The sequence below is a fragment of the Pseudomonas sp. 3MAES_34.3B genome, from assembly GCF_058145875.1.
In genome coordinates, this window is record NZ_CM176960.1 from 3,142,009 (window position 1) to 3,168,483 (window position 26,475).

The window sequence follows — 26,475 nt, forward strand, 5'->3', positions numbered from 1 at the left end:
CCCAATCGGCCACCATCGCCTTGCCCCACCGATCAAGGCTCGTCAGAAGCCGTACCTTCCTTCGCTTTTCGCTTCCTGCCCAGACAACTCGAACAACCCTTCTCTGTCGATCTCGGGAGTGATTCATGGTCCATTCTTTCGTTTCGCGTTGCGCCACGCTGCTGGCATCCGGTGCGTTGCTGGCTGGCGCCGCTACTACGGTGCAAGCCGGCACGCTGTCCATCGGCCACACCACCTGGGTGGGCTACGGCACGCTGTACCTGGCCCAAGACCTGGGCTACTTCAAGGAGCAAGGCCTTACGGTCGAATTGCCCACCATCGAAGAAGCCTCCATGTACATGGCCGCGCAGGCGTCGGGGAAGTTGTCCGGCTCGGCCTCTACCTTGGACGAAATTCTCAAGTACCGCCCGCAGTTCTGCTTCAAGGCTGTGGCCGCGCTGGATGAAAGCTATGGCGGCGACGGCGTGGTGGTGGGCAAGGATGTAAACGGCCTCAGCGACCTCAAGGGCAAGGCCATTGCGGTGAACGAAGGCTCGGTGTCGCAGTTCTGGCTCAGCTACCTGCTCAAGCAGGCGGGCATGCAGATGAGCGACCTGAAGATCCAGAACATGACCGCCGATGACGCCGCCACTGCCTTCATTGCCGGCCGCGTGCCAGCCGCCGTGACCTGGGAGCCGCATTTGTCCATGGTGCGCAACAAGCAACAGGGCAAGGTGCTGGTGGACAGCAGCAGCACCCCGGGCGTGATCGTGGACGTGGTAGCACTGAGCTGCGACGTGATAGAGAAGCAGCCCGCCGACGTGAAGGCGCTGGTGAGCGGTCTCTATAAGGCGGTGCAATACACCAAGGACCATCCTGAGCAGGCCTATGCCGCGATGGCCAAGGGCGTGGGCGGTTACCTGGCGGACCCTAAAGAACTCGCCGCCGCCGCCAAGGGCGTGCGTTTCTACGACCAGGCCATGAGCGAGAAGCTGCTGGGCGCCAACGGCAAGCCAGGCGACGCCGCCGCGGTACTCAAACTGGCCAACGAAGCCGCCAGCGCCTTGCAAGGCAAACCTTACAACGTGACCTACGACGAACTGGTCGATAACCGCTTCGTCACGCCCAAGTAAGGAGCCTCTCATGTTCAAGCGCAGCTCATGGCTGAACCGGTGCATCACACCGAAAACCTCGTTGCCCATGCCCGTGGTATGGAGCGCCAGCGCCCTGGCCTGGGCCTTGATGATCGGCCTGTGGGCGGGTTTGTCGTACGGCGGCGTGGTGCCGGCGATGTTCCTGCCCACACCCGGTGCGGTGGTAGACGCCGCGCTGCGCCTGTCCCGGGACGGCGCGCTGAGCGAACACGTGTGGGCCAGCCTCGAGGTGGTGATGGTGGGCTTTATCGTGTCCTCCGTTGTGGCCGTACCGCTGGGGCTGCTGATGGGCAGCTTCCGGGTGGTGCAGGCGTTTCTAGAGCCGGTGGTGAATTTCATTCGCTACCTGCCGGTCACCTCCTTTGTGCCGCTGTTCATCCTGTGGATCGGCATCGGCATCGAGCAACGCGTGTCGGTGATTATCTTCGGTGTGTTCTTCCAGCAGCTTGTGATGATCGCAGACGTCTCCCGCGGGATTTCCAGGGACCTGGTGGACGCCTCCTACACCCTGGGCTCCAACCGCCGCGATGCCTTGGTGCATGTGATTGCCCCAGCCTCGGTGCCCGGCATTCTCGACACCTTGCGGGTGACCATGGGCTGGGCGTGGACTTACCTTGTGGTCGCCGAACTGGTGGCTGCCTCCAGTGGCCTGGGCTACCTGAGCCTCAAGGCCATGCGCGGCTTCCAGGTGGATGTGATCTTCCTGGCCATCGCGGTGATCGGCCTGCTGGGCCTGATCACTGACCAACTTTTCCGTCTGATCCGTTTGAAGGTGGCAGCATGGGCACAATAACCGCAGCGTCCAACCGTTTCGGCGGCGTGGCTGCCGGCCAGGCCGGCGCGCCTGCCGCCACCAGCTTGAAGATCGACAGCGTGAGCCTGCGCTATCCCACCCCGGATGGCGGTGTGTTCACCGCGCTGGAAAACGTGTCGCTGGAGGTCAAAGACCAGCAGTTCGCGGTGCTGGTAGGGCCTTCGGGCTGTGGCAAGTCCAGCCTGTTGTACCTCACCGCTGGCCTGGCTGAGCCCAGCGGCGGGCAAATTTTCGTGAACGGCAAGGCAGTGGACGGCCCCGGCGCGGACCGCGGCATGGTGTTCCAGGCCTACACGCTGTTCCCATGGCTCACCGTACGGCAGAACATCGAGTTCGGCCTCAAACGCCGCAAGGTCAGCGCCGCCGAACGCAAGGACATCGTGGAGCATTACCTCAATGAGGTGGGCCTGACCCGCTTCGCCGACAATTACTCCAAGCAGCTGTCCGGCGGCATGAAGCAACGGGTAGCGATCGCCCGGGCGCTGGCCAACGATCCGCAGATTCTGCTGATGGACGAGCCCTTCGGCGCCCTGGACAGCCAGACCCGCCTGCAGATGCAACAACTGCTGTTGAAAGTATGGGAACACAGCAAGAAGACTGTGTTGTTTGTGACCCATGACATTGACGAGGCCATTCTGCTCGGCGACCAGATCTTCGCCATGGGCGCCCGCCCGGGGCGTATCAAGAAAGTGCTGGACGTGCCCATCGAACGGCCGCGCCACCTGGACATGGTGATGGACCCAGGGTTTATATCGATGAAAAAAGAAATCTTCCACTTGTTACACGACGGCGAAGAGCATTGACCGCGCCGTTATATAACACAGGCCTTTCAAAGTTATTGACCTGCTACAGGCAAGCACTTCGCTCAAATATATTCAGTGGCTAACTTAATACTATTTTACCGGTGCCCTGCCCCGCTCTAGCCTGATGTAACACGGTCTTCTTCAAGGAAACACCGATGACACTGAACAATACTTTCATTGACACACTGGTGGTTGGCGCAGGGCAAGCCGGCGTGGCCATGAGTGAACACCTAGGCGCGCTGGGCGTGCCCCACCTGGTACTTGAACGTAGCCGTATTGCCGAGGCCTGGCGCACTGGCCGCTGGGATTCGCTGGTCGCCAACGGGCCGGCGTGGCACGACCGCTTTCCCGGGCTGGAATTTGCCAACGTTCACCCGGACGGCTTTGCCGGCAAGGACGACGTGGCCGCTTACTTCGAAACCTACGCACGCCAGATCGACGCCCCAATCCGCACCGGCGTGGAGGTCAAACGAGTGACCCGCAACGTGGGCCGCCCAGGGTTCACCGTGGACACGTCCGAAGGCACCCTCGAGGCCCGCCGCGTGGTGGCCGCCACCGGGCCGTTCCAGCGGCCAGTGATCCCGGCCATCGCGCCGGCCATCGAAGGCTTGCTGCAACTGCACTCGGCCGATTACCGCAACCCACGGCAGTTGCCCGAAGGGGCGGTGCTGGTGGTGGGCGCGGGCTCGTCAGGCGTACAGATCGCCGACGAGCTGCGCGGCGCCGGGCGGCAGGTCTACCTCTCCGTCGGCGCCCATGATCGGCCACCGCGCGCCTACCGCGGCCGGGATTTCTGCTGGTGGCTGGGCGTGCTGGGCGAATGGGACGCCGAAGTGCGCAAGCCGGGCCGTGAACATGTGACCATCGCGGTGAGCGGCGCCCATGGCGGGCGCACCGTGGATTTCCGCGCGCTGGCCCACCAAGGCATCACGCTCGTTGGCCTTACCCGCGCGTTCGATAACGGCGTGGTGAGCTTCGCCCCCGACCTAGCCGACAACCTTGCCCGTGGCGACGAAAACTACCTGGCCCTGCTGGACGCGGCAGACGCTTACATCGCCCGAAACGGCCTGGACCTGCCCGAAGAGCCCGAGGCACGGCGGGTGTACCCCACCCCTGCCTGTGTGACACAGCCGCTGTTGTCGATGGACCTCGCCGCCGCTGGTATCACCTCGATCATCTGGGCCACCGGCTACGCGGTGGACTTCAGCTGGCTGGAGGGCAATGGCCTGGACAGCGCCGGCAAGCCCCAGCACCAGCGCGGCGTCGGTAGCGAACCGGGCATCTATTTCCTTGGCTTGCCGTGGCTCACCCGCCGCGGCTCGGCATTTATCTGGGGCGTGTGGCACGACGCCCGCCACATCGCTGGCCACATCGCCAAGCAACGCACCTACGAGGCCTATGAAAGCGGCCCGCTGCCCGCCTCGTCCCACCACGCCAGCCTTATGCCGAAGCGTTCGGCCGCCGCAGGAGTTTGACCATGGCCCAGCCAACCCATACCCGCATTCGCATGTTCAACACCCGCGACACCTACCCCAACCAAACTCTGGACAACGACCTGTGCCAGGCGGTACGCGCCGGCAACACTGTTTATGTGCGCGGCCAGGTGGGCACCGATTTCGACGGCAAGCTGGTGGGCCTGGGTGACCCCCGTGCCCAGGCGGAACAGGCCATGCGCAACGTGAAGCAATTGCTCGAAGAAGCTGGCAGCGACCTCAGCCATATCGTGAAAACCACTACCTACCTTACCGACCCTCGTTACCGCGAGCCGGTGTACCAGGAAGTGGGCAAGTGGCTGAAGGGCGTGTTCCCCATCTCTACGGGGTTGGTGGTTTGCGCGTTGGGCCAGCCGCAATGGCTGATGGAAATCGACGTGATCGCAGTCATCCCGGAATGACAGGAGCCAGGCCATGACGTTTTCCATCGTTGGGCGGTGCGCCGAAACAGGGCAGCTGGGCATTGCCATCAGTTCTTCGAGCATCGCCGTAGGTGCGCGCTGCCCGTGGCTGCGGCCCGGCGTGGGCGCGGTCGCCAGCCAGAACATCACCCTTCCCGCACTGGGCCCGGAAGTGCTCGATGCGCTGGAGTCAGGCCTGGTGCCTGCCGAGGCCGTGGACCAGGCCCTCACCCGCAACGGCTATAGCCAATACCGCCAGCTCACCGCCATCGACCACCTGGGCCGCACCGCGCACTTCAGCGGCGGTGCAACCCTGGGCACACACAATGCGGTAGCGGGCGAGCAATGCGTGGCCGCCGGCAACATGCTGGCCGATGCGGCAGTGATCGCGGCAATGGTCGAGGCATTCGAAACCGCCGAGGGGCAACTGGCTGATCGACTGCTCGCGGCCCTTGCCGCGGGCCAGGTCGCCGGCGGTGAGGCCGGCCCGGTGCACTCGGCGGCGCTGGTTGTGGTAGGCGAACTCACCTGGCCAATCGTCAACCTGCGGGTGGACTGGGCCGACGCCGACCCCATCGGCGAACTGGGCAAATTGTGGCAGGCCTACCGGCCCCAGCTGCAGGACTATATCGACCGCGCGCTGGACCCGATGAAAGCCCCCGGTTATGGCGTGCCGGGTGACGACCGATGAGCCACAGCCAGGCCCTGTTGCGCGAGCTGGTGGCGTTCGACACCACCAGCCGAGAGTCGAACCTGGCCTTGATCGACTTCGTGGAGCGCTACCTGGCCCAGCACGGCGTGGCCGCGCAGCGGGTGTACAACACCGAGCGCAGCAAGGCCAACCTGTTCGCTACTATCGGGCCGGACGACTGCCCTGGCATCGTGCTGTCCGGCCACACCGACGTGGTGCCCGTGGATGGCCAGGCGTGGACGTTCGAGCCTTTCAATTTAAGTGAGCACAACGGCCGGTTGTATGGCCGCGGCACGGCCGACATGAAAGGCTATATCGCCTGTGTGCTGGCGCTGGTGCCCGCCCTGCTCGAAGCACCGCTGCGCCTGCCGGTGCACATTGCGCTGTCCTACGACGAAGAGGTCGGCTGCCTCGGTGTGCGTACGTTGCTGACGGCACTGGAAGCCCGGCCGATCAAACCGATGCTGTGCATCATTGGCGAGCCCACCGAGTTACGGCCCGTGCTAGGCCACAAGGGCAAACTGGCCATGCGCTGCGACGTGCGCGGCCATGCCTGCCATTCGGCGTATGCCCCACAAGGGGTCAACGCTATCGAATACGCCGCCGCACTGATCAATGAACTGGGCCGGATCGGCGACGGTTTGAAAAGCCCGGACCAGCACGATCCACGCTTCGATCCGCCCTTCACCACCGTACAAACAGGGATGATCAGCGGCGGCCAGGCGCTGAACATTGTGCCGCAGGAATGCCGGTTCGACTTCGAGATCCGCGCGCTGCCGGCGCAAGATCCGCAGGCCGTTGCTCAAACGTTGCAACGCTATGCCCAAGAGCACGTGTTGCCCCGCATGCAGGCGGTGAACGCCCAAGGCGATATCCGCTTCACCGAGCTCTCGGCCTACCCCGGCCTGGCCACCAGCCCGCAAAGCCAGGCGGCCGAACTGATCGCCACGTTTTGTGGCTCCGCAGCGTTTGACACCGTGGCCTTCGGCACCGAAGGCGGGCTGTTCGACGCCGCAGGCATCCCCACTGTGGTGTGCGGGCCTGGCAGCATGGACCAAGGCCACAAGCCCGATGAGTTCGTGCCGGTGGAACAACTGGCCGCCTGCGACCGAATGCTGCAAAAAATCCTTGCCTTCGCCCGCCAGTAGGAGCGGGTGAAACCCGCGAATGAACCCGGGGTGGATTTTTGCCGGGGCAATCAACCGCCCCGCCCCTTCCCCAGCTCCTCCTGGCAATAATCCACGAACAACTGCGCCGGCTTGGTCAACTGGCCCCGGCGCAGCCAGGCTGCGGACAGGCCGGATCCGGTAACAGTTTCGGCCAGGGGCACGCACACGATTTTCTGGCCGTCGTAGGCGTAGTCCGAGAAGGGCTTGGTCACCAGGATGGAAAACCCGAAGCCCCGGGCGACCATGCCTCGCACCATCTCGATCGAAGGCGAGCTGAACACGATATGGGGGTTGAGGCCGAGCTCCTCGAAGATGCTGACGAAATAGTTACGGCTGGGCAGCACGTCCAGCAGGATCATGGGCTCGAGCACCAGATCGTTCAGCGACACCTTCGCCTGCTGGGCGAAACGGTGCCCTTCGGGGAGCAGCGCATGGGGCTGCTGCGGGGGCATCAGCGCCACGGTTTCGATGGTGCTGTCCAGCTCGTGCTCGTACAGGATGGCCAGGTCGATGCTGCCCCCGGTGAGTGCCTGCACCAGCTCTTGCTGCTCGCCGTCGCGAATGCGGATTTCCACCCCCGGCCAGCGGTCCCGAAAGCCTGCGATCAACCGCGGCAAATACAACGGCGCCACGGTTTCGAAGCAGCCAATATCGATCTGCCCGGCCACCACATCGTTATCGGCCAGGGCGTTCTGCTCGAACTCGTGGGCTACCCGTAGCAGTTCCAGCGCCTTGCGGTAGAACCGCGAGCCGCTGGGCGTGAGTGACATGCCCTGGGCGTGATGACGGATAAACAGCTGCACGTTAAAGCTTTCTTCGAGCTGCTTGATCGCGGTAGATACTGACGGTTGGGCGATATACAGCTTGCGCGAAGCTTCAGCGACGCTGCCGCACTCTACCGTGGCAATGAAGTATTTAAGCTGGCGCAAGTTATAAGCGGCCATTGCAACCTCCCGATCATCATTGCCATAAAGCTTACCGATTTATCGGGTAAAAGCGCAGCGGAATAATTAGACGGGACCCACTTTACAAATAATGATCCGTTAACGTGCAGCGCCGCGTATAGCGCACCAGTAACGTGCTCGCTAGCGATGATTTGGATAACGCTAAAACATATTTTTAATAATTTATCGCCGCTTCGTGCAGGGCCACTATCACGGTAATTGCTCCACCAATCAAATTGCCCGCGTGAGGATACTACTGAATGGATTTTGACAGCTGGCAACGCCTTGCCAAACAGCAGACCTTCATCGACCGCGCGGTGATCAATGGCCGGCCGCACTCCGCCCAAAGCGGCGAGACGTTCGCGGTCATCAACCCGGCCACCAATGGCCTGCTAGCCCACGTGGCCGCCTGCGGCGAAGCGGACGTGGATGCCGCGGTACGGGCAGCCCGCCACGCCTATGATCAAGGCCCCTGGGCGAGAATGGCGCCGCGGGAGCGCAAGGCGGTATTGCTGCGCCTGGCCGAGCTGCTGTTGGCCCGCCGGGAAGAACTGGCCTTGCTCGATTCCATGAGCATGGGCAAGCCGGTGATGGATGCCTACACCATCGACGTGCCCGGCGCGGCGGGCGTATTCGCCTGGTACGGCGAGGCGCTGGACAAACTGTACGACGAAGTCGCCCCTACCGGGCGCGATGCCCTGGCGACCATCACGCGGGTGCCGCTTGGGGTGGTCGCGGCCGTGGTGCCCTGGAATTTCCCGCTGGACATGGCCGCCTGGAAGTTGGCCCCGGCCTTGGCGGCGGGCAACAGTGTAGTGCTCAAGCCCGCCGAGCAATCGCCCTTCTCTGCCCTGCGCCTGGCCGAACTGGCGCTGGAGGCCGGCTTGCCGGAAGGCGTGTTGAACGTGGTCACCGGCCTGGGCGAGCATGCCGGCCGCGCCTTGGGGCTGCACCCGGATGTGGACGCCCTGGCGTTCACCGGCTCCACCGCGGTGGGCAAGTTGTTCATGCAGTACTCGGCGCACTCCAACCTCAAGCAGGTATGGCTGGAATGCGGCGGTAAAAGCCCGAACCTGGTGTTCGCCGACTGCAAGGACCTGGCCCTGGCGGCAGAAAAAGCAGCCTTCGGGATTTTCTTCAACCAGGGGGAAGTGTGCTCGGCCAATTCCCGGTTGTTGGTGGAGCGCACCATTCATGACGAATTCGTCGAACGCCTGGCCGAGATAGCCCAGGCCTGGCAGCCGGGTGACCCCCTCAACCCCGCCAGCCGCATGGGGGCGATCGTGAATGCGCGGCAAACCGAGCGCATCGTTCAATACATCGCTGGCGCCGAGGCCAGCTCAGCTACCTGCGTCACCGGCGGCCAGCAGCTGACAATCAATGGCTCTAACAACTTTATCCAGCCCACCATCTTCACCGGCGTAACCGCCGCTCAACCGCTGGCGCGCGAAGAAGTGTTCGGCCCGGTGTTGGCGGTGACTGCCTTCGACAGCGAGGACGAAGCCGTGGCCTTGGCCAATAACCACATCTACGGCCTGGCGGCCTCGGTGTGGAGCGACGACCTCAACCGCGCCCACCGCGTGGCCGGGCGCCTTAACGCCGGCACCGTGTCGGTGAATACCGTGGATGCCCTGGACGTGACCGTGCCCTTCGGCGGGGGCAAACAGTCGGGCTTCGGGCGCGACCTGTCACTGCATTCGTTCGACAAATACACCCAGTTGAAGACCACCTGGTTCCAGTTCCGCTGAAGCCTCCAAGGAGCACCCATGAGCGGGGAATTCGATTACATCATCGTTGGCGCGGGCTCGGCAGGCTGCGTGCTGGCCAACCGCTTGAGCGCAAACCCGGCCAACCGGGTGTGCCTGATCGAGGCCGGGCGCCACGACAACAACGTGCGCATCCACACACCCGCCGGCACCATCACGCTGTACAAGAGCAAAACCTACAGCTGGAATTTCCTCTCAGCGCCGCAAAAAGCCTTGAACAACCGCCGCCTGCACACCCCGCGCGGCAAGATGCTCGGCGGCTCCAGCTCAATGAACAGCATGATCTACATCCGCGGCCATGCTTCGGATTACGACCGCTGGGCTACCGCCGGTTGCCCCGGCTGGGACTGGCAGAGCGTGTTGCCGTATTTCAAGAAATCCGAGCGTAACCTGCTGGGCCAGAGCACGGCCTACCACGGCAGCAATGGCGAGCTGCACGTAGACCAGCCGCGGGACCCTAACCCGGTGTCTCGGTTGTTCGTGACAGCCGCCGAGCGGGTGGGCTTGCGCCGCAACAACGACTTCAACGGCGCTGAACTCGAAGGCTGTGGCCTCTATAACGTGACCCAAAAGGACGGCAAGCGGCTGTCCAGTTACCGCGCCTTCGTGCAGCCGGTGCTCAACCGGCCCAACCTCACCGTGATCACAGACTGCGCGGTCACTTCGCTCGCACTGGAGGGCAAGCGCGTCACCGGCGTGAACATCAGCCAGGCCGGCGTGGCCCAGCAGTTGGTCGCACAGCGCGAAGTAATCCTCAGCGCAGGCAGCCTGGGCAGCCCTCATTTGCTGCTGGCATCGGGCATCGGCCCGGAACACGAACTGACACAAGCTGGGGTGCGGGTTCTGCATCATTTGCCCGGCGTGGGCAAGAACCTGCAGGACCACCTCGACGGGCTGATTACCATCCGCTCGAAAAGCGCTTCCACCCTTGGCTTTTCGTTGGGTGCGCTACCCAGCCTGATGACTGCGCCGTGGCGTTACCTGCGTGGGCGCAAGGGCTGGCTCACCACCAACTATGTGGAAGCCGGCGGCTTCGCGCGCACTCCCCTGGCGGATGCCTTGCCCGATGTTCAATTCCACTTTGTGCCGGGTTATCGCAGCCACCGTGGCCGGCTGTTCGAGTGGGGCCATGGCTACGCCGTGCATACCTGCGTGCTACGCCCTAAAAGCACCGGCGAGCTGTGGTTGCAGGCCAACGGCGAACTGGCCATCGACTTCAACTTCCTCGCCGATCCCGAGGACGCCAAGGTGCTGGTGGAGGGCCTGAAGCTTGCCCGCAACGTGCTGGCCGACCCGCTGTTCGCGCCCATCCGCGGTACCGAAATGCTGCCCGGCAAGCACGTGCAAACCGACGAGCAACTGCTGGCGTACATCCGGGAAAACGCTGCCACCGTGTTCCACCCGGTAGGCACTTGCAAGATGGGTGTGGACCCGCTCAGCGTGGTTGGCCCGGACCTTCGCGTCCATGGCCTGGAAGGGCTGCGGGTGGCCGATGCTTCGATCATGCCTACGCTGGTGAGCGGCAACACCAACGCGCCGTGCATCATGATCGGTGAGAAAGCGGCCGACTTGGTTCTCGCCGTCGATGCACAAGGGGAGATGAAACGCGCTTGAGTGCTATGTTATGTTGTAACGCCAACGACTGAGTTGCCGTATGTTGCGTTCACTGCGGGCCGTTCCCTTGTCGGCCCCCGCTTCCATTACCCCTACCACTCGTATGCCTGCGATTGACGCCCTGCGCGGGCTGGTGATGCTGTTCATGCTGGTGGACCACGCCCGCGAAACCTTCTGGCTGCACAAACAGGTCAGCGACCCCGTTGATGCGTTGACCGTGGACCCAGGCCTGTTCTTCACCCGGCTGCTTAGCGCCCTCTGCGCACCGGTGTTCATCTTGCTTACCGGGCTATCTGCGTGGCTCTATAGCCAGAAGCACAGCGCCCGGGACACGTCCGTGTTTCTGCTCAAGCGGGGCCTGTTTCTGATCGGGCTCGAACTCACCCTGGTGAACCTGGCGTGGAACGGTACGCTGCTACCCGAAACCCTGTGGCTGCAGGTGATCTGGTGCATTGGCGTGTGCATGGTGGTGTTGGCCGGCGCGCTGCATTTCAGCCGCTCCGTGGTAGTTGCCTTCGCTGTGGCGATCATTGGCGGGCATAACCTGCTGGACGCCGTGGTGTTGACCAGCGACTCATCGCTGTTCGTGCCCTGGTCGATATTGCATCAGCGATCGTCTATCGAACTGGCGGAGGGTATGCGTGCCCGCACCACCTACCCTGTGCTGCCGTGGATCGGGGTGATTGTGTTGGGGTGGGCCATGGGGCCGTGGTTCAGCCAGGCAGTGTCTTCAGCGCGACGATGCCAGCGCCTACTCAACGCGGGGATGGGGCTGCTGGTAGCTTTCGTGGCGATTCGCTGGGCGAATGTGTACGGCGAGCAGCCTTGGGTGCACACCGGGGATACGCTTCGAACCGTCATGAGCTTCTTGACAGCCCGAAAATACCCGCCTTCGTTGATGTTCCTGCTGCCTACCTTAGGGCTGGGCCTTCTGCTACTGGCGGCGCTCGAACGCGTTCAACACTGGCGCGGTACGGCAGTGCTGGCCCTGTACGGCGGCGCGCCAATGTTCTTCTACCTGCTGCATTTGTATGTATTGAAGGGCATGTATGTCGTTGCGGTCAGTGTGTGGGGCACGAATCAGGGTGCTTATTACGGGTTCGGGAGCCTGTCCGCAATCTGGCTGTGCAGTGCGATACTGGCCGTGTCGCTGTTCTACCCCACACGGTGGTTCGCCGCCCTCAAACAGCGGCGGCGGGATGTGGCGTGGTTGAAGTATTTTTAAGCCTGTCCAGCACGTTGCTGGCGACCGGGCGTGAGGTGTGGCCCGGTCAGGGCCGTGTATTGACGACAGTCGCCATCACCTGCCCCTCAAGCGCGACCGGCATGGCCTTGACGGTCCCGTCCAGTGCCAGGTACCGGAGGTAGCCTTCACTGCCAGCCAACAAACGCCCGCGCTCGACTACCCGCAGGCCATCGAGTACGTAGCGCAAGGTACGTTCCGGCCCGGCGGGGGCCGCTGTGCCGCTGATTTCCTGCGCCACCAGCCGCAGGGTTTCGCTGACACACGCTTCCAGGGCGGCATCCACCCGGGCCTGTTCGAGCTGCCCATCGTCGATGCAATCCGCGCCGCAGCGGCGCAGCGACGGGCTGCCAACATCCACCCGGGCGCTGTAGAGCGCGCCGCCGGCGATGTCTTCCAGGCGAACGTCGCTGCTCAGCACGAAGTGCGCACGGTCCGCGGTCAGCACGATATGCGGCGTGATTGCCAGCCGCGCGACCACCGCGCCCTTCCCTTCAGGCAGGCCGGAGGCAACGGCGGCCGCCTGGTAGCGGCGGGCAAGCTGGGTGTCCATCGGCAGGCCACTGAGCAGGCCCGCCAGGGGTTTCGCATCCTGGTCCGCTGCCGACTGTGCCTTGCGCTGCAACGCACCTGCACCGGACTGAGCGCTTACGGCGGAAGTGACCGCCAAGCCGATCAAACCATTGCCACGCATGTTCGCGGCCATCTGGTCCGTGGTCGCCTGGGCAGCGCTTGCAGTGGCCGAATCGATCACCAGCGCCGCGCTCACCAAGGGGCCCTTGGGCAGGCTGACGTCCACTCGCGCACCGTGCTCGGTCACGTAAGCCTGTGCATGGGGGGCGGTGAAATGCGCGGGGCCGGCCGGTGCCTGAGCACACCCGCCGAGCGTGGCGGCCAGCCCAAGGCTGGCGATGCAGGCGCGAACGGTCATGGCGCGAAGGGTGCCAGCACTTGCTGGCGCCCACCGTCCACGGCCTGGTACCAGGCATTGGACAGGTTGGCATAACCCGGCTGATCCCACTCGCCCTGAGCGGGCTGCACTACGGCGAACGGTTTGTACCAGATGAGGTGATTGTCGGCGGTGTCCATCAGCAGCCCTACGCCACCCACCTGTGGGGTAGGCGCGCTGGTGGGCACCACGCTGTAGTAACTGCGGAAGGCGCCCGTGGAATTGACCGACACCAGTAGCAGCCGGTCGATGCCGTACTGCGCCTTCAGCGCGCTGAGGTCGCGATCAACGAAGCCTTCACGCCAGCTGGTCTGTTTGTATTTGCTAAGGTCGATCTGCTCGGAAATGCGAATGACCTTGAAGCCCTTGGCCTCAAGCCGCGCGGCAAGGTCTTCGGGCAGGGCCTTGAAATCATCGGTGCCCCAGCCCGCAACGGCGGTGCTGAGCGTGTTGTTCACTGCGGTATTGATACCCAGTTCGATCAGCCCCTGATTACCGGTGAGCGCCAGGCGCGGCGGCGGCACGGGGCCCATGGCAACGCCAATCACAGGCTTTGTATCTGCCCAGAATTGCGGGTCCAGCCCTACCGGGTTCTGGTTGTGGGCGCAGCCGGTAAGGGCGGCCAGGGCAAGGAATACAAGGAACAGCAGACGGGAAGCACGGTAGCGCATGGTAGACAATCCATTCGAGCGGGGACGCCAGGGAAGGCCTTGGCCTGCGCCTGTGTACCCTCCCTGATACAGGATCCAAGGCTATCCAAAGTGATGTCAAAATACTAGCGTCAATCTTCGGTTTGTTTCACCGTTTGTCGATTTAGTATCAATGCGCCATCCAGTCTCAAGTAACAATCTGAAACATCTAAGCCCGGCGTCGGTCAATGGCACATCGCCCTCAGAACGTACCCCATGAAAGCCGTACATCCCGCCGAACGCCTCGAACCCCTTACTCAACTTCGCAACCTGAAAATGGCCCGGTCCGCGCATGCTTATGTGCGCGGCAGTACCGTCCAGTTTTATGAATGGCTGCACAGCCAGCCTGGGCGCCGGCTGCCCAGCGGCCCGCCGGTTTGGATCTGCGGGGACTGCCATGCAGGTAACCTTGGCCCTACCGGCAGCCTGAAGGGCAAGATCGACATTCATATACGCGACCTGGACCAGACAGTGATCGGTAACCCGGCCCACGACCTGGTGCGCCTGGGCCTGTCGCTGGCCACGGCCGCGCGCGGCTCGGACCTGCCCGGCGTCGCCACTGCGCGAATGCTCGAAGAAATGATGCGGGGGTACGAGCTGGCGTTCGACCCCGGCAACGATGAAGAGCCCGAGCGCCCGCCGCAGGTGAAGGGCAGCATGCGCAGCGCCGTGCAGCGCACCTGGAAGCACCTGGCCAAGGAGCGTATCGAACACCTGCACCCCACCATTCCGCTGGGCAAGCATTTCTGGCCGCTCTCCAAGGAAGAGCGCAAGGCAATCAAGGCCTTGTGCGAAGGCCCGGATATTCACGGCCTGGTGACGTCACTTAAAGGTCGCTCACACGAGGACGCGGTAACGCTGTTGGACGCGGCCTATTGGGTGAAGGGGTGCAGCTCGCTGGGCTTGTGCCGCTATGCGGTACTGCTGGGCGTGGGCCCTGAAGAAGAGCGGGACTATTGCCTGATCGATATCAAGGAAGCGGTGGGTGCCGCGGCGCCTCGGGCGGCCCGGGCCCCTATGCCTCGGGACAATGCGCAACGGGTAGTCGCCGGCGCGCGGCAGCTCTCCCCTGCATTGGGCAACCGCATGATCGCCACCCGCATGCTGGGCCGTGGCTTCTTCATCCGCGAACTGCTGCCGCAGGACATGAAGCTGGAGCTGGACGAGCTTACTCAAGCCGAAGCCATGACTGTTGCGACCTACCTTGCCCGCGTGGTCGGCAAGGCCCATGCCCAGCAAATGGACATGACCACCCGGCAAGAATGGGTGAACGACCTGCAACGCAACCGCTCCCGGGCGCTGGACGCGCCGTCATGGCTGTGGTCCAGCGTGGTGCAACTGGTGGGCAGCCACGAGAAAGGGTACCTGGAGCACTGCCGCCGCTATGCGCTGGAACAGAGCCGCAAGCAATGACCCTTTGCGAAATGGTAAAACCCTATTCGCGAGCTTTACCCGCTTCCAACGCAGGTCTGATCCTGGCCGGGCATTGGGGGAGCAAGCGAAGCCGCAGGCGGAGCTCGCGAATGGCGCCACGCTTACGCGAGCGTCTGCACAATCACCTCAGCCATGGCGCTCAACCGACCCCCCTCATCCTCACTGATCGGCAACAGCACGAAATCAACCTCCGGTAGCACCGGCAACACGCCCTCAGGCAGAGCAATCATGCTGTGCTCAATGATCGACGAAGCATTGAGGCACGCAATGCCCAGGCCCGCCGCAACTGCTGCCTGAAGTCCGGCTACACCCGAAGCCACATGGGTGAGCTCATGAAAAATGCCGTGCGCGTTCAATGCCTGGCAGGCCACCTTGTGGAGCATGCAGGTTTCGGGCAGTAGCGCCAGTTCAACCGCATTCCCTGGCTCAAATACCGTGCCACGCGCCGCCACCCATTGCAGCGGCTCGGTGCGCAGCACGTAGGCGCCGGTGGGCAATGCAGGCCGCCCCGACGCCACCTGCATCACCACCGCCAAATCAAGCTCGCCACTGCGATGCCCAGCGTTGATTTCAGCGCTTTTGCCAATCCGTGTTCTTATCCGCAGGCCGGGGTAATGGTGGGCCATGCGCCCCAGCAGCATCGTCACCTCACCGGGGCGCAAGTAATCCGAAATGCCCACATGCACTTCCCCAACCAGGGGCACGGCATGCATGTCGCGCCACGCCGCGTCCGCCAGGGCCAGAATCCCACGCGCATGGGCCAATAGCCGCTCCCCCGCTGCCGTCGGCTTCACACCCGACTTGCCACGCACCAGCAACTGCGCGCCGGCGAGCTCCTCGAGCTTGCGTAGTTGTTCGCTCAGCGAAGAGGGCGAAAGGCATCGCAAGGGCGCGGCTGCGGAGAAGCTGCCGCTATCCACGGCCGCGACCAGTGTCTTGAGCTGTTCCAGATCGAAGCCGCGCATTGCTTATCCACCCGTTTTTCCGATGGATGCCATCGTACCTTCCCGCTTTAACGACGGATACAACCTGTGCACAATGGGCTTCTTCCCGCCAAAAGGAGCCACGCCATGCCACATATCGATCTGAAGCTTTCCGGTAACCGCGACGCCGAACTCGGTCAGCAAGCAGTGGCCATCGTTCATCGCCTTACCGCTGACGTGCTGGGCAAGGCGCCAGAGCTGATGGCGACCACGGTTCAATACATCGGCGACCGTGACTGGTTTATCGCGGGCGAAGCCTTGGCGGAAACGGGCGGCACTGCCTTCCACCTGGACATCAGCATTACCGACGAGACCAACACCAAGCAGGAAAAGGCGCGGTTCATCCAGGAGGTGTACACCGCCCTCTCCCAACTGCGCCCCAACCCGGCCATATGCTCTTACGTGCACCTGATCGACGCCCGCGCAGCGGCTTACGGCTATGGCGGGCGCACCCAGGAATGGCGCCATCAGCACGGCTGAACACCGTGCCTGCTACGCTCAAGGGCTACCGAACTCAGCGATGAACCGGAGGCCCCCATGGACACCTTTCGCGGCAGCTGCCTATGTGGCGACGTGCGACTGCAGGCTTCAGGCCGCCCTTATCGGGTAGGCCTGTGCCATTGCCTGGATTGCCGCAAGCACCACGGTGCGCTGTTTTATGCCTTTGCCATCTTCCCGGAACATACCGTAACGGTTGAGGGCCAGACCCAAGCCTACGCCGGGCGACATTTCTGCCCACGTTGTGGCTCATCGCTGTTCGCCCACGATGGGGGCGATGAGATGGAGGTGAACCTGGGGGCGCTAGACGGCCCCAATCAGTTGGCGCCCACCTATGAGTGCTGGACGATCCGTCGCGAGGCCTGGCTGCCCCCCTTTCCATTGGCCAAACAGTACGAAAAGGACCGGGACAAGGCGCGCCGTACCGAGCCCTAAGCCGCGCGGGCGCGCCAGGCCCCCTCCCGTAGCGCGCCGATCACCAGCGGCCCCGGCCCGGTGAGGGCCAGCCCGCCGAACAGAATCGCCAGCAGCCAGGCGAACTGGCCTTCTTCAATCGTCCATTCCAGGTGCACCACCCCCAAAGCCACCGCCAGCACCCCGAGCACCGGCAGGCAGGCCAGCCGCGCGTAAATACCCAATATCAGCAATACCGGGCAGAACACCTCGGCGAAAATCGCGAAGGCAAGGCTGAAGGTCGGGCCCAGCCCAAAGGGGTCTTCGATCTTCAGCACCTCGGTGGACCAATGCAGCAACTTGGGCAGGCCGTGCACGTGCATGAGCAGCGCGGCGGCGGCTACGCGCATGAACAACAAGCCGTAGGCGAGTGAAGGGGGATAAGCGGAGCGTTGGGGTGCCATGGGTCATCTCCAGTCGACGGACCCGCCACTGTTACGCAGTGCCGGTGCTCTGGATTGGCCACTTGTGCTTTTAAGTGCCCAGCAAGCTGGACGTATTGTCTCCACAATTGAACCAGTGATGTTCAATTTCACAGGATTGTCGCCACATACGTGCTTCGACAGAATGGCAACCACACCGCAGCCAACGCCCAACGGCAAGCGCGGAACCCTTTTCAACTCAACGCACTCCCCACTTTCAAAAGGAAATGACCATGTCCAAGCGCGAACTCTTGAACCCTGCCAACTCTGCCTTGATCCTGATCGACCACCAGCCGCAGATGGCCTTCGGTGTTCAGTCCATCGATCGTCAGACGTTGAAGAACAACACGGTGGGGCTGGCCAAGGCCGCGAAGATTTTCAATGTGCCGACCATTTACACCTCGGTGGAAACCGAAAGCTTCAGCGGCTACATCTGGCCCGAACTGCTGGCGGTGAATCCCGGGGCCAAACCGATCGAGCGCACCTCGATGAACAGCTGGGAAGATGCCAAGCTGGTGGACGCAGTGAAAAGCACCGGGCGCAAGAAGCTGATCATCGCCGCGCTGTGGACCGAGGTCTGCCTTACCTTCCCGGCCCTGGAAGCGATGGAAGAAGGCTTTGAGGTGTACATCGTGACCGACGCTTCGGGTGGCACTACCCAGGAAGCCCACGACATGAGCATTCAGCGGATGATCCAGGCGGGCGCGATCCCGGTCACTTGGCAGCAAGTATTGCTCGAATACCAGCGCGACTGGGCTCACAAGGAGAGTTACAACGCCGTGATGGACCTGGTGCGCGAGCACAGCGGCGCCTACGGCATGGGCGTGGATTACGCCTACACCATGGTGCACAAGGCACCGCAGCGCACCCTCGGCTAACCCAGCGCGAACCCAACGCCCGCCACGGCTTGCCCTTGCGGGCGTTGGGCTTTTTACACCCGCCCCAGTGCCGGCTCGAACGGACCTTCCGCGTTTTCGCCGTGCAGCGAAATACGGTACGTCTCCGGCAGTGCCAGCCCACCCGCCAGCGCCAGCAGGGCGATCACTACCAGGTAGAACGCCGGCGCCAGGTTGCTCCCAGTCACCCCGATCAGCCAGGTTGCCATCAACGGCGCAGTGCCGCCGAACACGGTATAGGCCACGTTATAGGTGATGGCCGAGGCGGTGTAGCGGGTTCGGGTGGGGAAGGTTTCGGCCAGCAGCGCTGCCGTCACGACGCCACATAGCAAGGCGCCTACGGCCAGCAACAGCACACCGGCGATGGCCGGGCCTACCGAGCCGGACCCTGCCAGCCAGTAGGCCGGGAATACCGTGAGCATCACCCACAGGCAGGTGAAGCCTATGGTCTTGCGGCGCCCTACCCTGTCCGAAAACGCCCCCGCCGCCGGGCATGCCCCCGCCGCGAACAGCAGCGCCACGGTGGTGACCAGCAACGCCTGGGCGCGAGTAAGGTGGCCTGCCACCTGTAGATACGTGGCGAAATAGGTGGTGAACATATAAAACGACAGCGCGGTGAGCGAAATGAACGCACCCAGGCAGGCAATCGAGCCGGCGTGGTTGCGCAACGTTTCCTTGAGCGGCGAGTGGCTGTGTGCCTTGCCGTCGGCCTGCACGGCCTGGAACGCCGGCGTTTCCTCCATGCGCCAGCGCAGGATCAGCCCCACCACCCCCAGCGGCGCCGCCACCAGGAAGGGCACCCGCCAGCCCCAACTGGCCATGTCTTCGGGCGCCAGGCTGGCATCCAGCACATACGCCAGCACCGCCGCCACGGCAAAGGCCGAGAAGGTCGACACGGGCACGAAGCTGCCATACCACGCCCGCTTGTGGCGTGGCGCGTGTTCCATCAGGTACGACACGGCGCCTGCGTATTCACCCCCTGCGGAAAATCCCTGTACGCACCGCGCAACGGTGAGCAGTATCGGCGCGAGGATACCGATGCTCGCATAGGTGGGCAGCAGGCCGATCACCGTGGTAGCGCCAGCCATCATCAGGATGGTGACCGAGAGAATCCGCTTGCGCCCCAGCCGGTCGCCCAGCGCGCCAAACACGATGCCGCCCAAGGGCCGGAGGGCGAACGCCACGGCGAATACCGCGAACGTCTTGAGCAGTGCCACGCTGGGGCTGGTACTGGCGAAAAACTGGTTGGCGATGATCGTCGCCAGAAAGCCATACACCGCGAAGTCGAACCATTCCACGAAGTTGCCAATGGCCGCCGCGGCGATCACTTTGCGTAAGGTGGCCGGTGGAACCTGATCCAAGGTATGCGTCGCCATGCGCGAACTCCCAAGTGGTGATACTGAGGATTATCGGCAGTCGCCCAAACGGGCCTGTTCAGGAAGCGCCCCCGGCATAGCCAGAAACGCGATCAACCGCACCCGCTCTATGGCAAGGGTTCGTGGAGGGAGCGTTGGGCGAACAGTACGCCAATGCAGAACCAGACGTTGCAGCGGGGCCAGTTATCATCGCAACATGGCGCATCCCCCCACCGAGACGCTTTCATGATCCATGCCACCACCGGCCTGGTTGCCATCCTGGGAACCCCTATCGCGCAAGTGCAGTCGCCCACCAATTTCAACCGCTGGTTTCAGGCGCAGGGGCTGGACCTGGCCATGCTGCCTGTCGATCTCGCACCCGAAGCACTGGCCGGCTTCATCGCCAGCCTGCGCGGCTGGAACAACTTGCGCGGGTGCGTAGTTACGGTGCCTTACAAGCAAACGGTAGTGCCGCTACTGGATGAGCTGAGCACCCGGGCCCGGCTGCTGGGCTCGGTCAACGTGATCCGCCGCGAAAGCGACGGCCGGCTGATAGGCGATAACACCGACGGCGAAGGGTTTATCAAGGCCGCGGCGGCCCATGGGTTCGATGCCAAGGGCAAACACGCGGTGGTGTTGGGCGCGGGTGGCGCGGGCGCGGCAATCGCCTATAGCCTGGCCGAGGCCGGCATTGCCGTTCTCGACCTTGCCGACCCTACCCCCGGCCGCGCCGAAGCGTTGGCAACGGTACTGCGAACGGCCTTCCCTGCGTTGGTTGTTCGGGAGCAGATTGCGCCGCTGGCCGGCTATGACCTGTTGGTGAACGCCTCGCCTATCGGCATGGGCGAGGCTGGCCAACTCCCCCTCCCTGATGATCAATTGGCGCAGCTGTTGTCTCATACCCATGTGGCCGATGTAGTCACCAAGCCGGTGCAAACGCCGTTGCTCACGTTCGCGCAAGCGCGGGGTTGCAGCATTCAGACCGGCCCGCAAATGTCGCTGGCGCAAATGCCCGCCCTCGGCTTTTTCATGGGCGTGATGCCTGAAAGCCTCTGAGCCGCGCCTTCGCTTTATCTGATAGCCAACTCGGACGATTCGCAGCCATGAGCAGCTCACTGAAGTCTGTACTGCTAGCCACCGTTCTAACGCTGTTCCTGCCGACGGCGGCGCGGGCGGCCGGCGAGATCGAAGTGGTCACCGAAGAAATGCCGCCCTACAACATGACCGAGAACGGCAAGGTCACCGGCTTCAGCACCGACATCGTGCAGGCGGTGATGAAAGAGGCCGGGATCGACGCGCCTATCCAGGTAATGCCATGGGCCAGGGCCTACGACCGGGCGCTGAGCGTGCCCAACGTGCTTATCTATTCCATCGCCCGCACCCCCGAGCGCGAGGCGCTGTTTCAATGGGTAGGGCCCATCGCGCCAACCAACTGGTACATCTACAGCCTCGCCGAACGCCCGGTCACCCTGCATTCGCTGGACGATGCCCGAGGGCAGAAGATCGCCACGGTGAACATGGATGTGGGCCAGCAGTTCCTGCTCAGCCGTGGGTTCAAGATGGGCACCGAGCTGCAATCCACCGGCCGCTACGAGAACAACTACCGCATGCTCAAGATCGAGCACGTGGGGCTGTGGATTTCGAACGAACTGAATGCCATTTACCTGATGCGCCAGAACGGCGACGACCCCGAGAGGGCGTTGGTACGCTCGCTCCCACTACCCGAGCTGAGCAGCCCTGAAGGGCTGAGCCTGGCGTTCAGCAAAGGGACCTCCCCCGCCATTGTGGAGCGCTTCAAAAAGGCGCTGAACACGGTTCGCCAGAACGGTACGTATGAGGCGTTGATGCAAAAGTGGCTCTCAAGCGCCGATCACTAGCGCTCACTCCAGCCGTTTTTCCCTGGAAGGCGGGTGCCCGAAATACGCTGTGTAGCATTTGCTGAAATGGCTGGGCGATACAAAGCCGCACGCCACCGCGACCTGCACCACGGTGAGGTTGGAGTGCTGAAGCAGGCGGCGGCCCTCTGTGACCCGAAGCTCCAGGTAATAGCGCAAGGGCGTGGTGTTGAGTTGTTGCTGGAACAGGCGCTCGATCTGCCGACGCGAGCGGTTCACGTACTCGGAAATCTGGGTGAGGTCCAGCGGCTCGTCCAGGTTGGCCTCCATCAGCTTCACCACTTCGCGCAGCGGCGCGGTGAGCTTGAGCTGCAGCTTGGGGTTCACCCGTTTGTAGCGCGACGCCTCGAAGGCAAGGATATCGACAATCCCGTCTACCAGCGCCGCGCCATGGCTTTGGCCGATCCACTCCAAAACCATGTTGAATGCGCCGTTGGGGCTGGCGGCGGTGTAGCGGTTGCGGTCCACCATGTAACTCTCGGTGGTGACCTCGCTGTGCTGGGCAATTTCCGCCAGCGCTGGCCTGTGTTCCGGGTGGATCGCGCAGCGGTAGCCGTCCAGCAGGCCGGCTTGGCCAAGGAACCACGCCCCGTTCCACAGGCCAGCCAGTGCAACGCCCTTTTCTGCGGCGCGCTTGAGCACCGTGCGCAGTTCGGGCTGGCCACGCAACGGCGTACGTAACCCGCCACACACCACCAGCAGTTGCAGCTCTTCAAGCTTGCACTTGCCCAGGCTGCCGTCGGCTCGAATCACCAGCCCCAGGTCGCTGATCACATCCTGGCCGTCCAGCGTAAGCGTGCACGTGGTGAACAATTGGGCCTGCAACAGGTTGGCGGTGATCAGGGTGTCCAACGCCTGGGTGAACGCAGGCAGCGAAAAATGCTCCAGCAAAACGAAACCAACCCGCGATTGCGGGATGGCCATGGCGCTCCTGTTTTGTAGGTAGCGCAGGTTCTTGCCCTGCATGCCGCCACTGAACAGACGTCTGTCGATCATTCAATACTCGGTCAGGTGATCTGAAAGCCGCAGGCCATGGAGCCCTCACTGCCACGACGCGGGAATGCAGCCGTAAGCGAAGTTAGCGAAACAAAAGCGGTTGCGCTACCCGAAATACCGAACGCGGAATGCGTCTATCGCTACAGCGATGAAAATCATTACCCCACCGATCATGCCGACGTAGAACGAAGGTACATTCACAATCGCCAGGCCCACCTGGATCACGGTCAGCAACAGCACGCCTCCCAATACGCCCTTAACGTTGCCCCGGCCGCCAAATACGCTCACCCCGCCAATAATGGGCGCGGCGATGGCGTAGAGGAGGTAACTCGAGCCTTGGTTAGAGGTGATCGCCATCTGCCAGGATGCCAGCAGGAAACCCGCGAGTGCCGCCAAAAAGCCGGAGATCGTGTAGGTGATGATCTTGATACGGTTAACCCGGATACCCGCCGAGTTGGAAGCCACGGCATTGCCGCCCACGGCGTATACGGACCGGCCCAGCACCGTGCGGGTAAGTACGATACCCATCACCACCAGTGCCACGACGAACACCACGGGCATCAGGGGCCAGCCGCCCAGCGTTGCCTGGCCGATCCACACATAGCCATCGGACAGGTTGGTCAGGGTGGTGCCCTGAGTGAGGGCCAGCAGCGCGCCCTGAAGGATGATCATCATGGCCAGGGTTTCGATCAGCGAGACCATCTTCAAGCGAGTGATGCACAGCCCGTTGAAGAAGCCAATGAGGGTACCTACCAACAAACCGATCACCATGGCAACCGCCCACGGCAGCCCCCACTCGGAGTACGCCAGGGCGCCCACCGCAGCAGAAAACCCCGCGTTCGCGGGGATCGACAGGTCGATTTCAGCCACCAGCAGCGGCAAGGCCACCGCAAGCCCCAGGGTGCCCAGCACCGTGGCCTGCACCATTACGTTCTGCAGGTTGAAGAGGGTAAAGAAGAACTCGTTGAAGGCGCCGAAGAAGGCTACCAGTGCAATCAGCCAGATCCACACCACGTTGTGCAACACCCAACCGAGCACAGCCTGCCCGTTGAACCTGGTGGCGGCAGGCGACAGCCCGCGCCCGGCACTCGATACATTGCTCATTTGCAGGTCTCCCATCTTGTAATTATTCACGCGGTGCTTGCCCCTGTACTGATGCGCGCAGACGCTCGACAGTGATGTCCGCGCCGGTGAGCGTTTCCTTGATGCTGCCCTGATCGAAGATGCAAACGCGGTCCACGGCCCGTACCAGTTCGTCGGTATCGGTGGACACAATAATCACCGCAACGCCCGCCTCGCTCAGCTGGTCGATGATCCGCAACACGTCCTGCTTCACGCCCATATCGATGCCGCGGGTAGGTTCGTCGACCATCAGCAGCCGAGGCTTGGTAGCCAGTACACGGCCCAGGCAAACCTTTTGTTGATTGCCGCCACTGAGCGTATTCACGGTGTAATCGGGGTTAGGGGCCTTTACGCCCATCGCCTTGAAGTAATGCGTGACCACATCGCTTTCGGCGTCGCGGTCGATGAACCCGCCTTTGGTGCGCGCGCCGAGGGAAGACAACGCGATATTGGTGCCGATGGACATCGGCCCTACAGCACCATCGCGGCGGCGGTCGTCGGACAGATAAGCGATCCCGGCATCAAAGGCCGCCCGCGGTGAACGAGGCAGCGGGCGCTGCGCCTCGCCGTTGATCGAAAGCGTACCCACGGCCGGGTGCAGCCCGAAGATCGCGCGCGCGGTTTCCTTCGCGCCCGCGCCTGGCAAGCCGGTGAACCCCACCACCTCCCCTGGCGCGATATCCAGGCTTTCCAGTGACAGGTACTTGCCCCGGACTCCACGCAGCGCCACCGCCGGCGGTTTACCCGACGGGTCACGGCGCTTGCGCTGGAACAACTCCACGCCACGGCCGATCACCAACTCGGTGAGCTGCTCAGAGGACAGCCCGCTCACGTCACTGGAACGCCCCGCCAGGCTGCCATCGCGCAATACCGTGACCGCGTCGCAGATTTCCAGGATTTCGTCGTTGTAATGAGAGATGAAGATAAACGTAACGCCGCCCTGCTTGAGGCGCAGCATGAAGTCGAACAACTGGCGGCGGTCCGTCACCGTCAACGACGCCGTGGGCTCGTCCAGGATGATCACCTTGCCACCCGAAAACATCGCCCGCAGGATATTCAGTTTGCGCCGGGCAACCGCATCCAGGTTGCCGGCCAGCGCATCGGGATCGATGCCCGAGCCTTCGAGCATCCGCGCTGCATCGGCCCGCAGTGCTTTCCAGTCCACAAAACCATGGCGGGTGGGCCAGATCCCAAGCATGAGGTTCTCGGACGCGGTCATGTTGCCGATGATCATCGGCTCCTGGGTGACCAGAAACACGCCCGCCTGCTCCATGGCCTTCACGTCCACGTGTTCCAGCAGGTGGCCATTCATGAAGATCTGGCCGGAGGTGGGCACTACTTGCCCGGAAATAATGCCCACCAAGGTGGATTTGCCCGCGCCGTTCTCGCCCAGCAATCCGTGGATCGAACCGCGCTCGATCTGCGTAGTGACCCCTCGCAGCGCATGGACCGGGCCATAGCTTTTGGTCACATTCTCGATCCGCAGAATCGCGCTGTCTGCCACCAACTCATCACGCATGTCAGGTAAGGCCATGATTGTTATCTCGCTCAACGAATAACCACCGGAGCAGGGACGCGTCGCTCCAACGCAACAAGGCAACGCCGTGGATCAGGCCTTCACGCCCCAATCGTTCTCCGCGACGGAACCCCAATGGCGTTTATCCTTTGCATTCTCGGGGGTGATCACGAACGCGGGGATGATCAGCGTGGGCCCGGTCTTGCCTTGGACGATTTCGCCTTTCTCCCAGAAGTACTTCTTGTTTTCGTACGTACCCAGGGGCACTGGCTGGCCGTTGAGCGAGTGCTTGGTGATCATTTCCACGGCGATTTCGCCATATGCCACTGGGTCCTGGGAGATGCAGGCATCCATGTAGCCGTCCTGAATCCATTTGAGGGCAACCGGCTCACCGTCGATATTGACGAAAATGACATGCCCCTCCTCCCCGATCTTTTTCCACCGGTTCTTCTGCTGAAGCGCGGTCACGATGCCCCGCGACGGCGAATCGGATGGCGCGTGAACCGCGTCCAGGTCAGGGAACTCGGAGAGCGTAGAGAGCGTGACGGCGAGCATTTTGTCCAACTGGCCGTCTGTGGGCCGGGCAAGGTATTTGATATCCGGGTACTTGGCGAACACCGAGTCCATACCTTCCTTGCGCAGCCGCCAGGCCACTGAGGCAAGGGCACCGTAACAATTGAGCACGGTACCTTTGGGGCTGCCGTACTTCTGAACCAGGCGCTTCACGATTTCCTCGGCCGCCATTACCCCGCCCTGGTGATTGTCGAAGCTGACCGTGATTGCCACATCGCCGCCATCGGCGGGCGTGTCGATGATTCCCACCGGGATTTTCTGCCTGTTGTAGCGGCGGATCGCCGAGACGATGGCCTGGCTATCGATGGGGTCCGAAATGATCGCTGAGGGCTGAGACAACATCAGGCTCTGCCATTGCTCGAGCTGGCGGGTATTGTCGAAGCTGGCATTGGTGGCCTGGAACGTGCCGGAGCGCGCCTGCACCGCGCGCTTGACCGCCTCTTCCTGGATCACGAAGAAATAATAATCCAGGCTTTTGTTCGCGTAAGGGATCGACAGCGCGTTCTGGGCAAACGCGCCGCGGCCGAGCATCGCGCCCAGCCCCAGCACTATGCCGCCAGCCAACACATTGCGACGGCTCACTTGAGACAGGTTCGTCTTTTTCATGGGAGTGTTCTCCGTTT

General features: G+C 62.9%; 26 protein-coding genes. 16 read left to right on the forward strand and 10 right to left on the reverse strand.

Translation table 11 applies throughout. From position 1 onward, the window contains the following. The first annotated feature begins 125 nt into the window (after nucleotides 1-125). The 7 genes from AC3Z8Y_RS13810 to argE all read left to right on the forward strand — a co-directional run bounded on the left by AC3Z8Y_RS13810 (nucleotide 126) and on the right by argE (nucleotide 6,483). The gene (locus AC3Z8Y_RS13810) at nucleotides 126-1,112 is read left to right on the forward strand and encodes an ABC transporter substrate-binding protein (protein WP_490086275.1); all 987 of its coding nucleotides are present in this window, start codon (nucleotides 126-128) and stop codon (nucleotides 1,110-1,112) included. A 10-nt stretch (nucleotides 1,113-1,122) separates the two neighbouring features. Then, nucleotides 1,123-1,926: an ABC transporter permease gene (locus AC3Z8Y_RS13815; protein WP_490086276.1), complete on the forward strand. Its 804-nt coding sequence runs from the start codon at nucleotides 1,123-1,125 to the stop codon at nucleotides 1,924-1,926. Then, nucleotides 1,914-2,750, forward strand: coding sequence for an ABC transporter ATP-binding protein (locus tag AC3Z8Y_RS13820; protein WP_490086277.1), 837 nt, complete (start codon nucleotides 1,914-1,916; stop codon nucleotides 2,748-2,750). Before AC3Z8Y_RS13815 ends, AC3Z8Y_RS13820 begins: the two co-directional genes overlap by 13 nt. A 155-nt stretch (nucleotides 2,751-2,905) precedes the next feature. Further along, the gene (locus AC3Z8Y_RS13825) at nucleotides 2,906-4,225 is read left to right on the forward strand and encodes a flavin-containing monooxygenase (protein WP_490086278.1); all 1,320 of its coding nucleotides are present in this window, start codon (nucleotides 2,906-2,908) and stop codon (nucleotides 4,223-4,225) included. Nucleotides 4,226-4,227: 2 nt separating this feature from the next. Then, nucleotides 4,228-4,644, forward strand: coding sequence for a RidA family protein (locus tag AC3Z8Y_RS13830; protein ID WP_490086279.1), 417 nt, complete (start codon nucleotides 4,228-4,230; stop codon nucleotides 4,642-4,644). A 13-nt stretch (nucleotides 4,645-4,657) separates the two neighbouring features. Then, complete coding sequence (locus AC3Z8Y_RS13835; protein ID WP_490086280.1) at nucleotides 4,658-5,335, forward strand: DUF1028 domain-containing protein; 678 nt, start codon at nucleotides 4,658-4,660, stop codon at nucleotides 5,333-5,335. Next, nucleotides 5,332-6,483: an acetylornithine deacetylase gene (gene argE, locus AC3Z8Y_RS13840; protein WP_490086281.1), complete on the forward strand. Its 1,152-nt coding sequence runs from the start codon at nucleotides 5,332-5,334 to the stop codon at nucleotides 6,481-6,483. Before AC3Z8Y_RS13835 ends, argE begins: the two co-directional genes overlap by 4 nt. A 50-nt stretch (nucleotides 6,484-6,533) precedes the next feature. Here the strand turns inward: argE and AC3Z8Y_RS13845 are convergent, their stop codons facing one another. After that, a complete protein-coding gene (locus AC3Z8Y_RS13845) occupies nucleotides 6,534-7,448 on the reverse strand; it encodes a LysR family transcriptional regulator (protein ID WP_181116558.1) in 915 nt (304 codons plus the stop codon). A 260-nt stretch (nucleotides 7,449-7,708) separates the two neighbouring features. Between AC3Z8Y_RS13845 and AC3Z8Y_RS13850 the strand changes: the two genes are divergently transcribed. From AC3Z8Y_RS13850 to AC3Z8Y_RS13860, 3 genes are read left to right on the forward strand one after another with little or no spacing between them, the layout of a single operon-like run. Beyond that, nucleotides 7,709-9,196, forward strand: coding sequence for an aldehyde dehydrogenase (locus AC3Z8Y_RS13850; RefSeq protein WP_490086282.1), 1,488 nt, complete (start codon nucleotides 7,709-7,711; stop codon nucleotides 9,194-9,196). An 18-nt stretch (nucleotides 9,197-9,214) separates the two neighbouring features. Beyond that, nucleotides 9,215-10,828, forward strand: coding sequence for a GMC family oxidoreductase (locus AC3Z8Y_RS13855; protein WP_490086283.1), 1,614 nt, complete (start codon nucleotides 9,215-9,217; stop codon nucleotides 10,826-10,828). A 40-nt stretch (nucleotides 10,829-10,868) separates the two neighbouring features. Continuing rightward, a complete protein-coding gene (locus tag AC3Z8Y_RS13860; protein ID WP_490086284.1) occupies nucleotides 10,869-12,053 on the forward strand; it encodes an acetyltransferase domain-containing protein in 1,185 nt (394 codons plus the stop codon). A 46-nt stretch (nucleotides 12,054-12,099) separates the two neighbouring features. On the opposite strand, the gene AC3Z8Y_RS13865 is transcribed toward AC3Z8Y_RS13860, so the two are convergent. Beyond that, the gene (locus tag AC3Z8Y_RS13865; protein WP_490086285.1) at nucleotides 12,100-13,002 is read right to left on the reverse strand and encodes a hypothetical protein; all 903 of its coding nucleotides are present in this window, start codon (nucleotides 13,000-13,002) and stop codon (nucleotides 12,100-12,102) included. Continuing rightward, a complete protein-coding gene (locus AC3Z8Y_RS13870; protein ID WP_490086286.1) occupies nucleotides 12,999-13,691 on the reverse strand; it encodes a hypothetical protein in 693 nt (230 codons plus the stop codon). Before AC3Z8Y_RS13870 ends, AC3Z8Y_RS13865 begins: the two co-directional genes overlap by 4 nt. 234 nt (nucleotides 13,692-13,925) lie before the next feature. Here AC3Z8Y_RS13870 and AC3Z8Y_RS13875 point away from each other — a divergent pair, with 234 nt between their 5' ends. Next, a complete protein-coding gene (locus AC3Z8Y_RS13875) occupies nucleotides 13,926-15,122 on the forward strand; it encodes a DUF2252 domain-containing protein (protein ID WP_490086287.1) in 1,197 nt (398 codons plus the stop codon). 122 nt (nucleotides 15,123-15,244) lie between these two features. Here the strand turns inward: AC3Z8Y_RS13875 and AC3Z8Y_RS13880 are convergent, their stop codons facing one another. After that, nucleotides 15,245-16,108 carry a LysR family transcriptional regulator gene (locus AC3Z8Y_RS13880; RefSeq protein ID WP_490086288.1) on the reverse strand — a complete coding sequence of 288 codons (864 nt, stop codon included), beginning with the start codon at nucleotides 16,106-16,108 and terminating at the stop codon, nucleotides 15,245-15,247. A gap of 105 nt (nucleotides 16,109-16,213) precedes the next feature. Between AC3Z8Y_RS13880 and AC3Z8Y_RS13885 the strand changes: the two genes are divergently transcribed. After that, nucleotides 16,214-16,606 (forward strand): tautomerase family protein, encoded by a 393-nt coding sequence (locus AC3Z8Y_RS13885; RefSeq protein ID WP_490086289.1) that lies wholly within the window; start codon nucleotides 16,214-16,216, stop codon nucleotides 16,604-16,606. A 57-nt stretch (nucleotides 16,607-16,663) separates the two neighbouring features. Beyond that, entirely contained in the window at nucleotides 16,664-17,059 is a 396-nt protein-coding gene (locus AC3Z8Y_RS13890) for a GFA family protein (protein WP_490086290.1), read from the forward strand. Here AC3Z8Y_RS13890 and AC3Z8Y_RS13895 read toward each other — a convergent pair. Next, complete coding sequence (locus AC3Z8Y_RS13895) at nucleotides 17,056-17,481, reverse strand: DoxX family protein (RefSeq protein WP_490086291.1); 426 nt, start codon at nucleotides 17,479-17,481, stop codon at nucleotides 17,056-17,058. The two genes, AC3Z8Y_RS13890 and AC3Z8Y_RS13895, sit on opposite strands and share 4 nt — an antisense overlap. Before the next feature lie 251 nt (nucleotides 17,482-17,732). Between AC3Z8Y_RS13895 and AC3Z8Y_RS13900 the strand changes: the two genes are divergently transcribed. Then, nucleotides 17,733-18,377 (forward strand): hydrolase, encoded by a 645-nt coding sequence (locus tag AC3Z8Y_RS13900; RefSeq protein ID WP_490086292.1) that lies wholly within the window; start codon nucleotides 17,733-17,735, stop codon nucleotides 18,375-18,377. A gap of 53 nt (nucleotides 18,378-18,430) precedes the next feature. Here AC3Z8Y_RS13900 and AC3Z8Y_RS13905 read toward each other — a convergent pair whose 3' ends face one another. Next, the gene (locus AC3Z8Y_RS13905; protein WP_490086293.1) at nucleotides 18,431-19,771 is read right to left on the reverse strand and encodes an MFS transporter; all 1,341 of its coding nucleotides are present in this window, start codon (nucleotides 19,769-19,771) and stop codon (nucleotides 18,431-18,433) included. A gap of 225 nt (nucleotides 19,772-19,996) precedes the next feature. Between AC3Z8Y_RS13905 and AC3Z8Y_RS13910 the strand changes: the two genes are divergently transcribed. After that, a complete protein-coding gene (locus AC3Z8Y_RS13910; RefSeq protein ID WP_490086294.1) occupies nucleotides 19,997-20,806 on the forward strand; it encodes a shikimate dehydrogenase family protein in 810 nt (269 codons plus the stop codon). 47 nt (nucleotides 20,807-20,853) lie between these two features. After that, nucleotides 20,854-21,627, forward strand: a complete 774-nt coding sequence (locus tag AC3Z8Y_RS13915) for a substrate-binding periplasmic protein (RefSeq protein WP_490086295.1) — start codon at nucleotides 20,854-20,856, stop codon at nucleotides 21,625-21,627. 3 nt (nucleotides 21,628-21,630) lie between these two features. On the opposite strand, the gene AC3Z8Y_RS13920 is transcribed toward AC3Z8Y_RS13915, so the two are convergent. From AC3Z8Y_RS13920 to AC3Z8Y_RS13935, 4 genes are all read right to left on the reverse strand, one after another. Beyond that, nucleotides 21,631-22,641 carry a GlxA family transcriptional regulator gene (locus AC3Z8Y_RS13920; RefSeq protein WP_490086296.1) on the reverse strand — a complete coding sequence of 337 codons (1,011 nt, stop codon included), beginning with the start codon at nucleotides 22,639-22,641 and terminating at the stop codon, nucleotides 21,631-21,633. A 105-nt stretch (nucleotides 22,642-22,746) separates the two neighbouring features. Continuing rightward, nucleotides 22,747-23,745, reverse strand: a complete 999-nt coding sequence (locus tag AC3Z8Y_RS13925) for an ABC transporter permease (protein WP_490086297.1) — start codon at nucleotides 23,743-23,745, stop codon at nucleotides 22,747-22,749. Between the two features lie 22 nt (nucleotides 23,746-23,767). Then, entirely contained in the window at nucleotides 23,768-25,297 is a 1,530-nt protein-coding gene (locus tag AC3Z8Y_RS13930) for a sugar ABC transporter ATP-binding protein (RefSeq protein ID WP_490086298.1), read from the reverse strand. Between the two features lie 75 nt (nucleotides 25,298-25,372). Continuing rightward, nucleotides 25,373-26,458, reverse strand: a complete 1,086-nt coding sequence (locus AC3Z8Y_RS13935) for a sugar ABC transporter substrate-binding protein (protein WP_490086299.1) — start codon at nucleotides 26,456-26,458, stop codon at nucleotides 25,373-25,375. Nucleotides 26,459-26,475: the final 17 nt, after the last annotated feature.

Excerpts from the sequence above, each read along its gene's own strand:
- AC3Z8Y_RS13930 (WP_490086298.1), bottom strand. The coding sequence starts at position 25,297 with ATGGCCTTACCTGACATGCGTGATGAGTTGGTGGCAGACAGCGCGATT.
- AC3Z8Y_RS13885 (WP_490086289.1), top strand. The coding sequence starts at position 16,214 with ATGCCACATATCGATCTGAAGCTTTCCGGTAACCGCGACGCCGAACTC.
- AC3Z8Y_RS13910 (WP_490086294.1), top strand. The coding sequence starts at position 19,997 with ATGATCCATGCCACCACCGGCCTGGTTGCCATCCTGGGAACCCCTATC.
- AC3Z8Y_RS13900 (WP_490086292.1), top strand. The coding sequence starts at position 17,733 with ATGTCCAAGCGCGAACTCTTGAACCCTGCCAACTCTGCCTTGATCCTG.
- AC3Z8Y_RS13810 (WP_490086275.1), top strand. The coding sequence starts at position 126 with ATGGTCCATTCTTTCGTTTCGCGTTGCGCCACGCTGCTGGCATCCGGT.
- AC3Z8Y_RS13915 (WP_490086295.1), top strand. The coding sequence starts at position 20,854 with ATGAGCAGCTCACTGAAGTCTGTACTGCTAGCCACCGTTCTAACGCTG.
- AC3Z8Y_RS13825 (WP_490086278.1), top strand. The coding sequence starts at position 2,906 with ATGACACTGAACAATACTTTCATTGACACACTGGTGGTTGGCGCAGGG.
- argE (WP_490086281.1), top strand. The coding sequence starts at position 5,332 with ATGAGCCACAGCCAGGCCCTGTTGCGCGAGCTGGTGGCGTTCGACACC.
- AC3Z8Y_RS13925 (WP_490086297.1), bottom strand. The coding sequence starts at position 23,745 with ATGAGCAATGTATCGAGTGCCGGGCGCGGGCTGTCGCCTGCCGCCACC.
- AC3Z8Y_RS13865 (WP_490086285.1), bottom strand. The coding sequence starts at position 13,002 with ATGACCGTTCGCGCCTGCATCGCCAGCCTTGGGCTGGCCGCCACGCTC.
- AC3Z8Y_RS13855 (WP_490086283.1), top strand. The coding sequence starts at position 9,215 with ATGAGCGGGGAATTCGATTACATCATCGTTGGCGCGGGCTCGGCAGGC.
- AC3Z8Y_RS13815 (WP_490086276.1), top strand. The coding sequence starts at position 1,123 with ATGTTCAAGCGCAGCTCATGGCTGAACCGGTGCATCACACCGAAAACC.
- AC3Z8Y_RS13835 (WP_490086280.1), top strand. The coding sequence starts at position 4,658 with ATGACGTTTTCCATCGTTGGGCGGTGCGCCGAAACAGGGCAGCTGGGC.
- AC3Z8Y_RS13905 (WP_490086293.1), bottom strand. The coding sequence starts at position 19,771 with ATGGCGACGCATACCTTGGATCAGGTTCCACCGGCCACCTTACGCAAA.
- AC3Z8Y_RS13860 (WP_490086284.1), top strand. The coding sequence starts at position 10,869 with ATGTTGCGTTCACTGCGGGCCGTTCCCTTGTCGGCCCCCGCTTCCATT.
- AC3Z8Y_RS13845 (WP_181116558.1), bottom strand. The coding sequence starts at position 7,448 with ATGGCCGCTTATAACTTGCGCCAGCTTAAATACTTCATTGCCACGGTA.
- AC3Z8Y_RS13935 (WP_490086299.1), bottom strand. The coding sequence starts at position 26,458 with ATGAAAAAGACGAACCTGTCTCAAGTGAGCCGTCGCAATGTGTTGGCT.
- AC3Z8Y_RS13875 (WP_490086287.1), top strand. The coding sequence starts at position 13,926 with ATGAAAGCCGTACATCCCGCCGAACGCCTCGAACCCCTTACTCAACTT.
- AC3Z8Y_RS13830 (WP_490086279.1), top strand. The coding sequence starts at position 4,228 with ATGGCCCAGCCAACCCATACCCGCATTCGCATGTTCAACACCCGCGAC.
- AC3Z8Y_RS13890 (WP_490086290.1), top strand. The coding sequence starts at position 16,664 with ATGGACACCTTTCGCGGCAGCTGCCTATGTGGCGACGTGCGACTGCAG.
- AC3Z8Y_RS13850 (WP_490086282.1), top strand. The coding sequence starts at position 7,709 with ATGGATTTTGACAGCTGGCAACGCCTTGCCAAACAGCAGACCTTCATC.
- AC3Z8Y_RS13920 (WP_490086296.1), bottom strand. The coding sequence starts at position 22,641 with ATGATCGACAGACGTCTGTTCAGTGGCGGCATGCAGGGCAAGAACCTG.
- AC3Z8Y_RS13870 (WP_490086286.1), bottom strand. The coding sequence starts at position 13,691 with ATGCGCTACCGTGCTTCCCGTCTGCTGTTCCTTGTATTCCTTGCCCTG.
- AC3Z8Y_RS13880 (WP_490086288.1), bottom strand. The coding sequence starts at position 16,108 with ATGCGCGGCTTCGATCTGGAACAGCTCAAGACACTGGTCGCGGCCGTG.
- AC3Z8Y_RS13820 (WP_490086277.1), top strand. The coding sequence starts at position 1,914 with ATGGGCACAATAACCGCAGCGTCCAACCGTTTCGGCGGCGTGGCTGCC.
- AC3Z8Y_RS13895 (WP_490086291.1), bottom strand. The coding sequence starts at position 17,481 with ATGGCACCCCAACGCTCCGCTTATCCCCCTTCACTCGCCTACGGCTTG.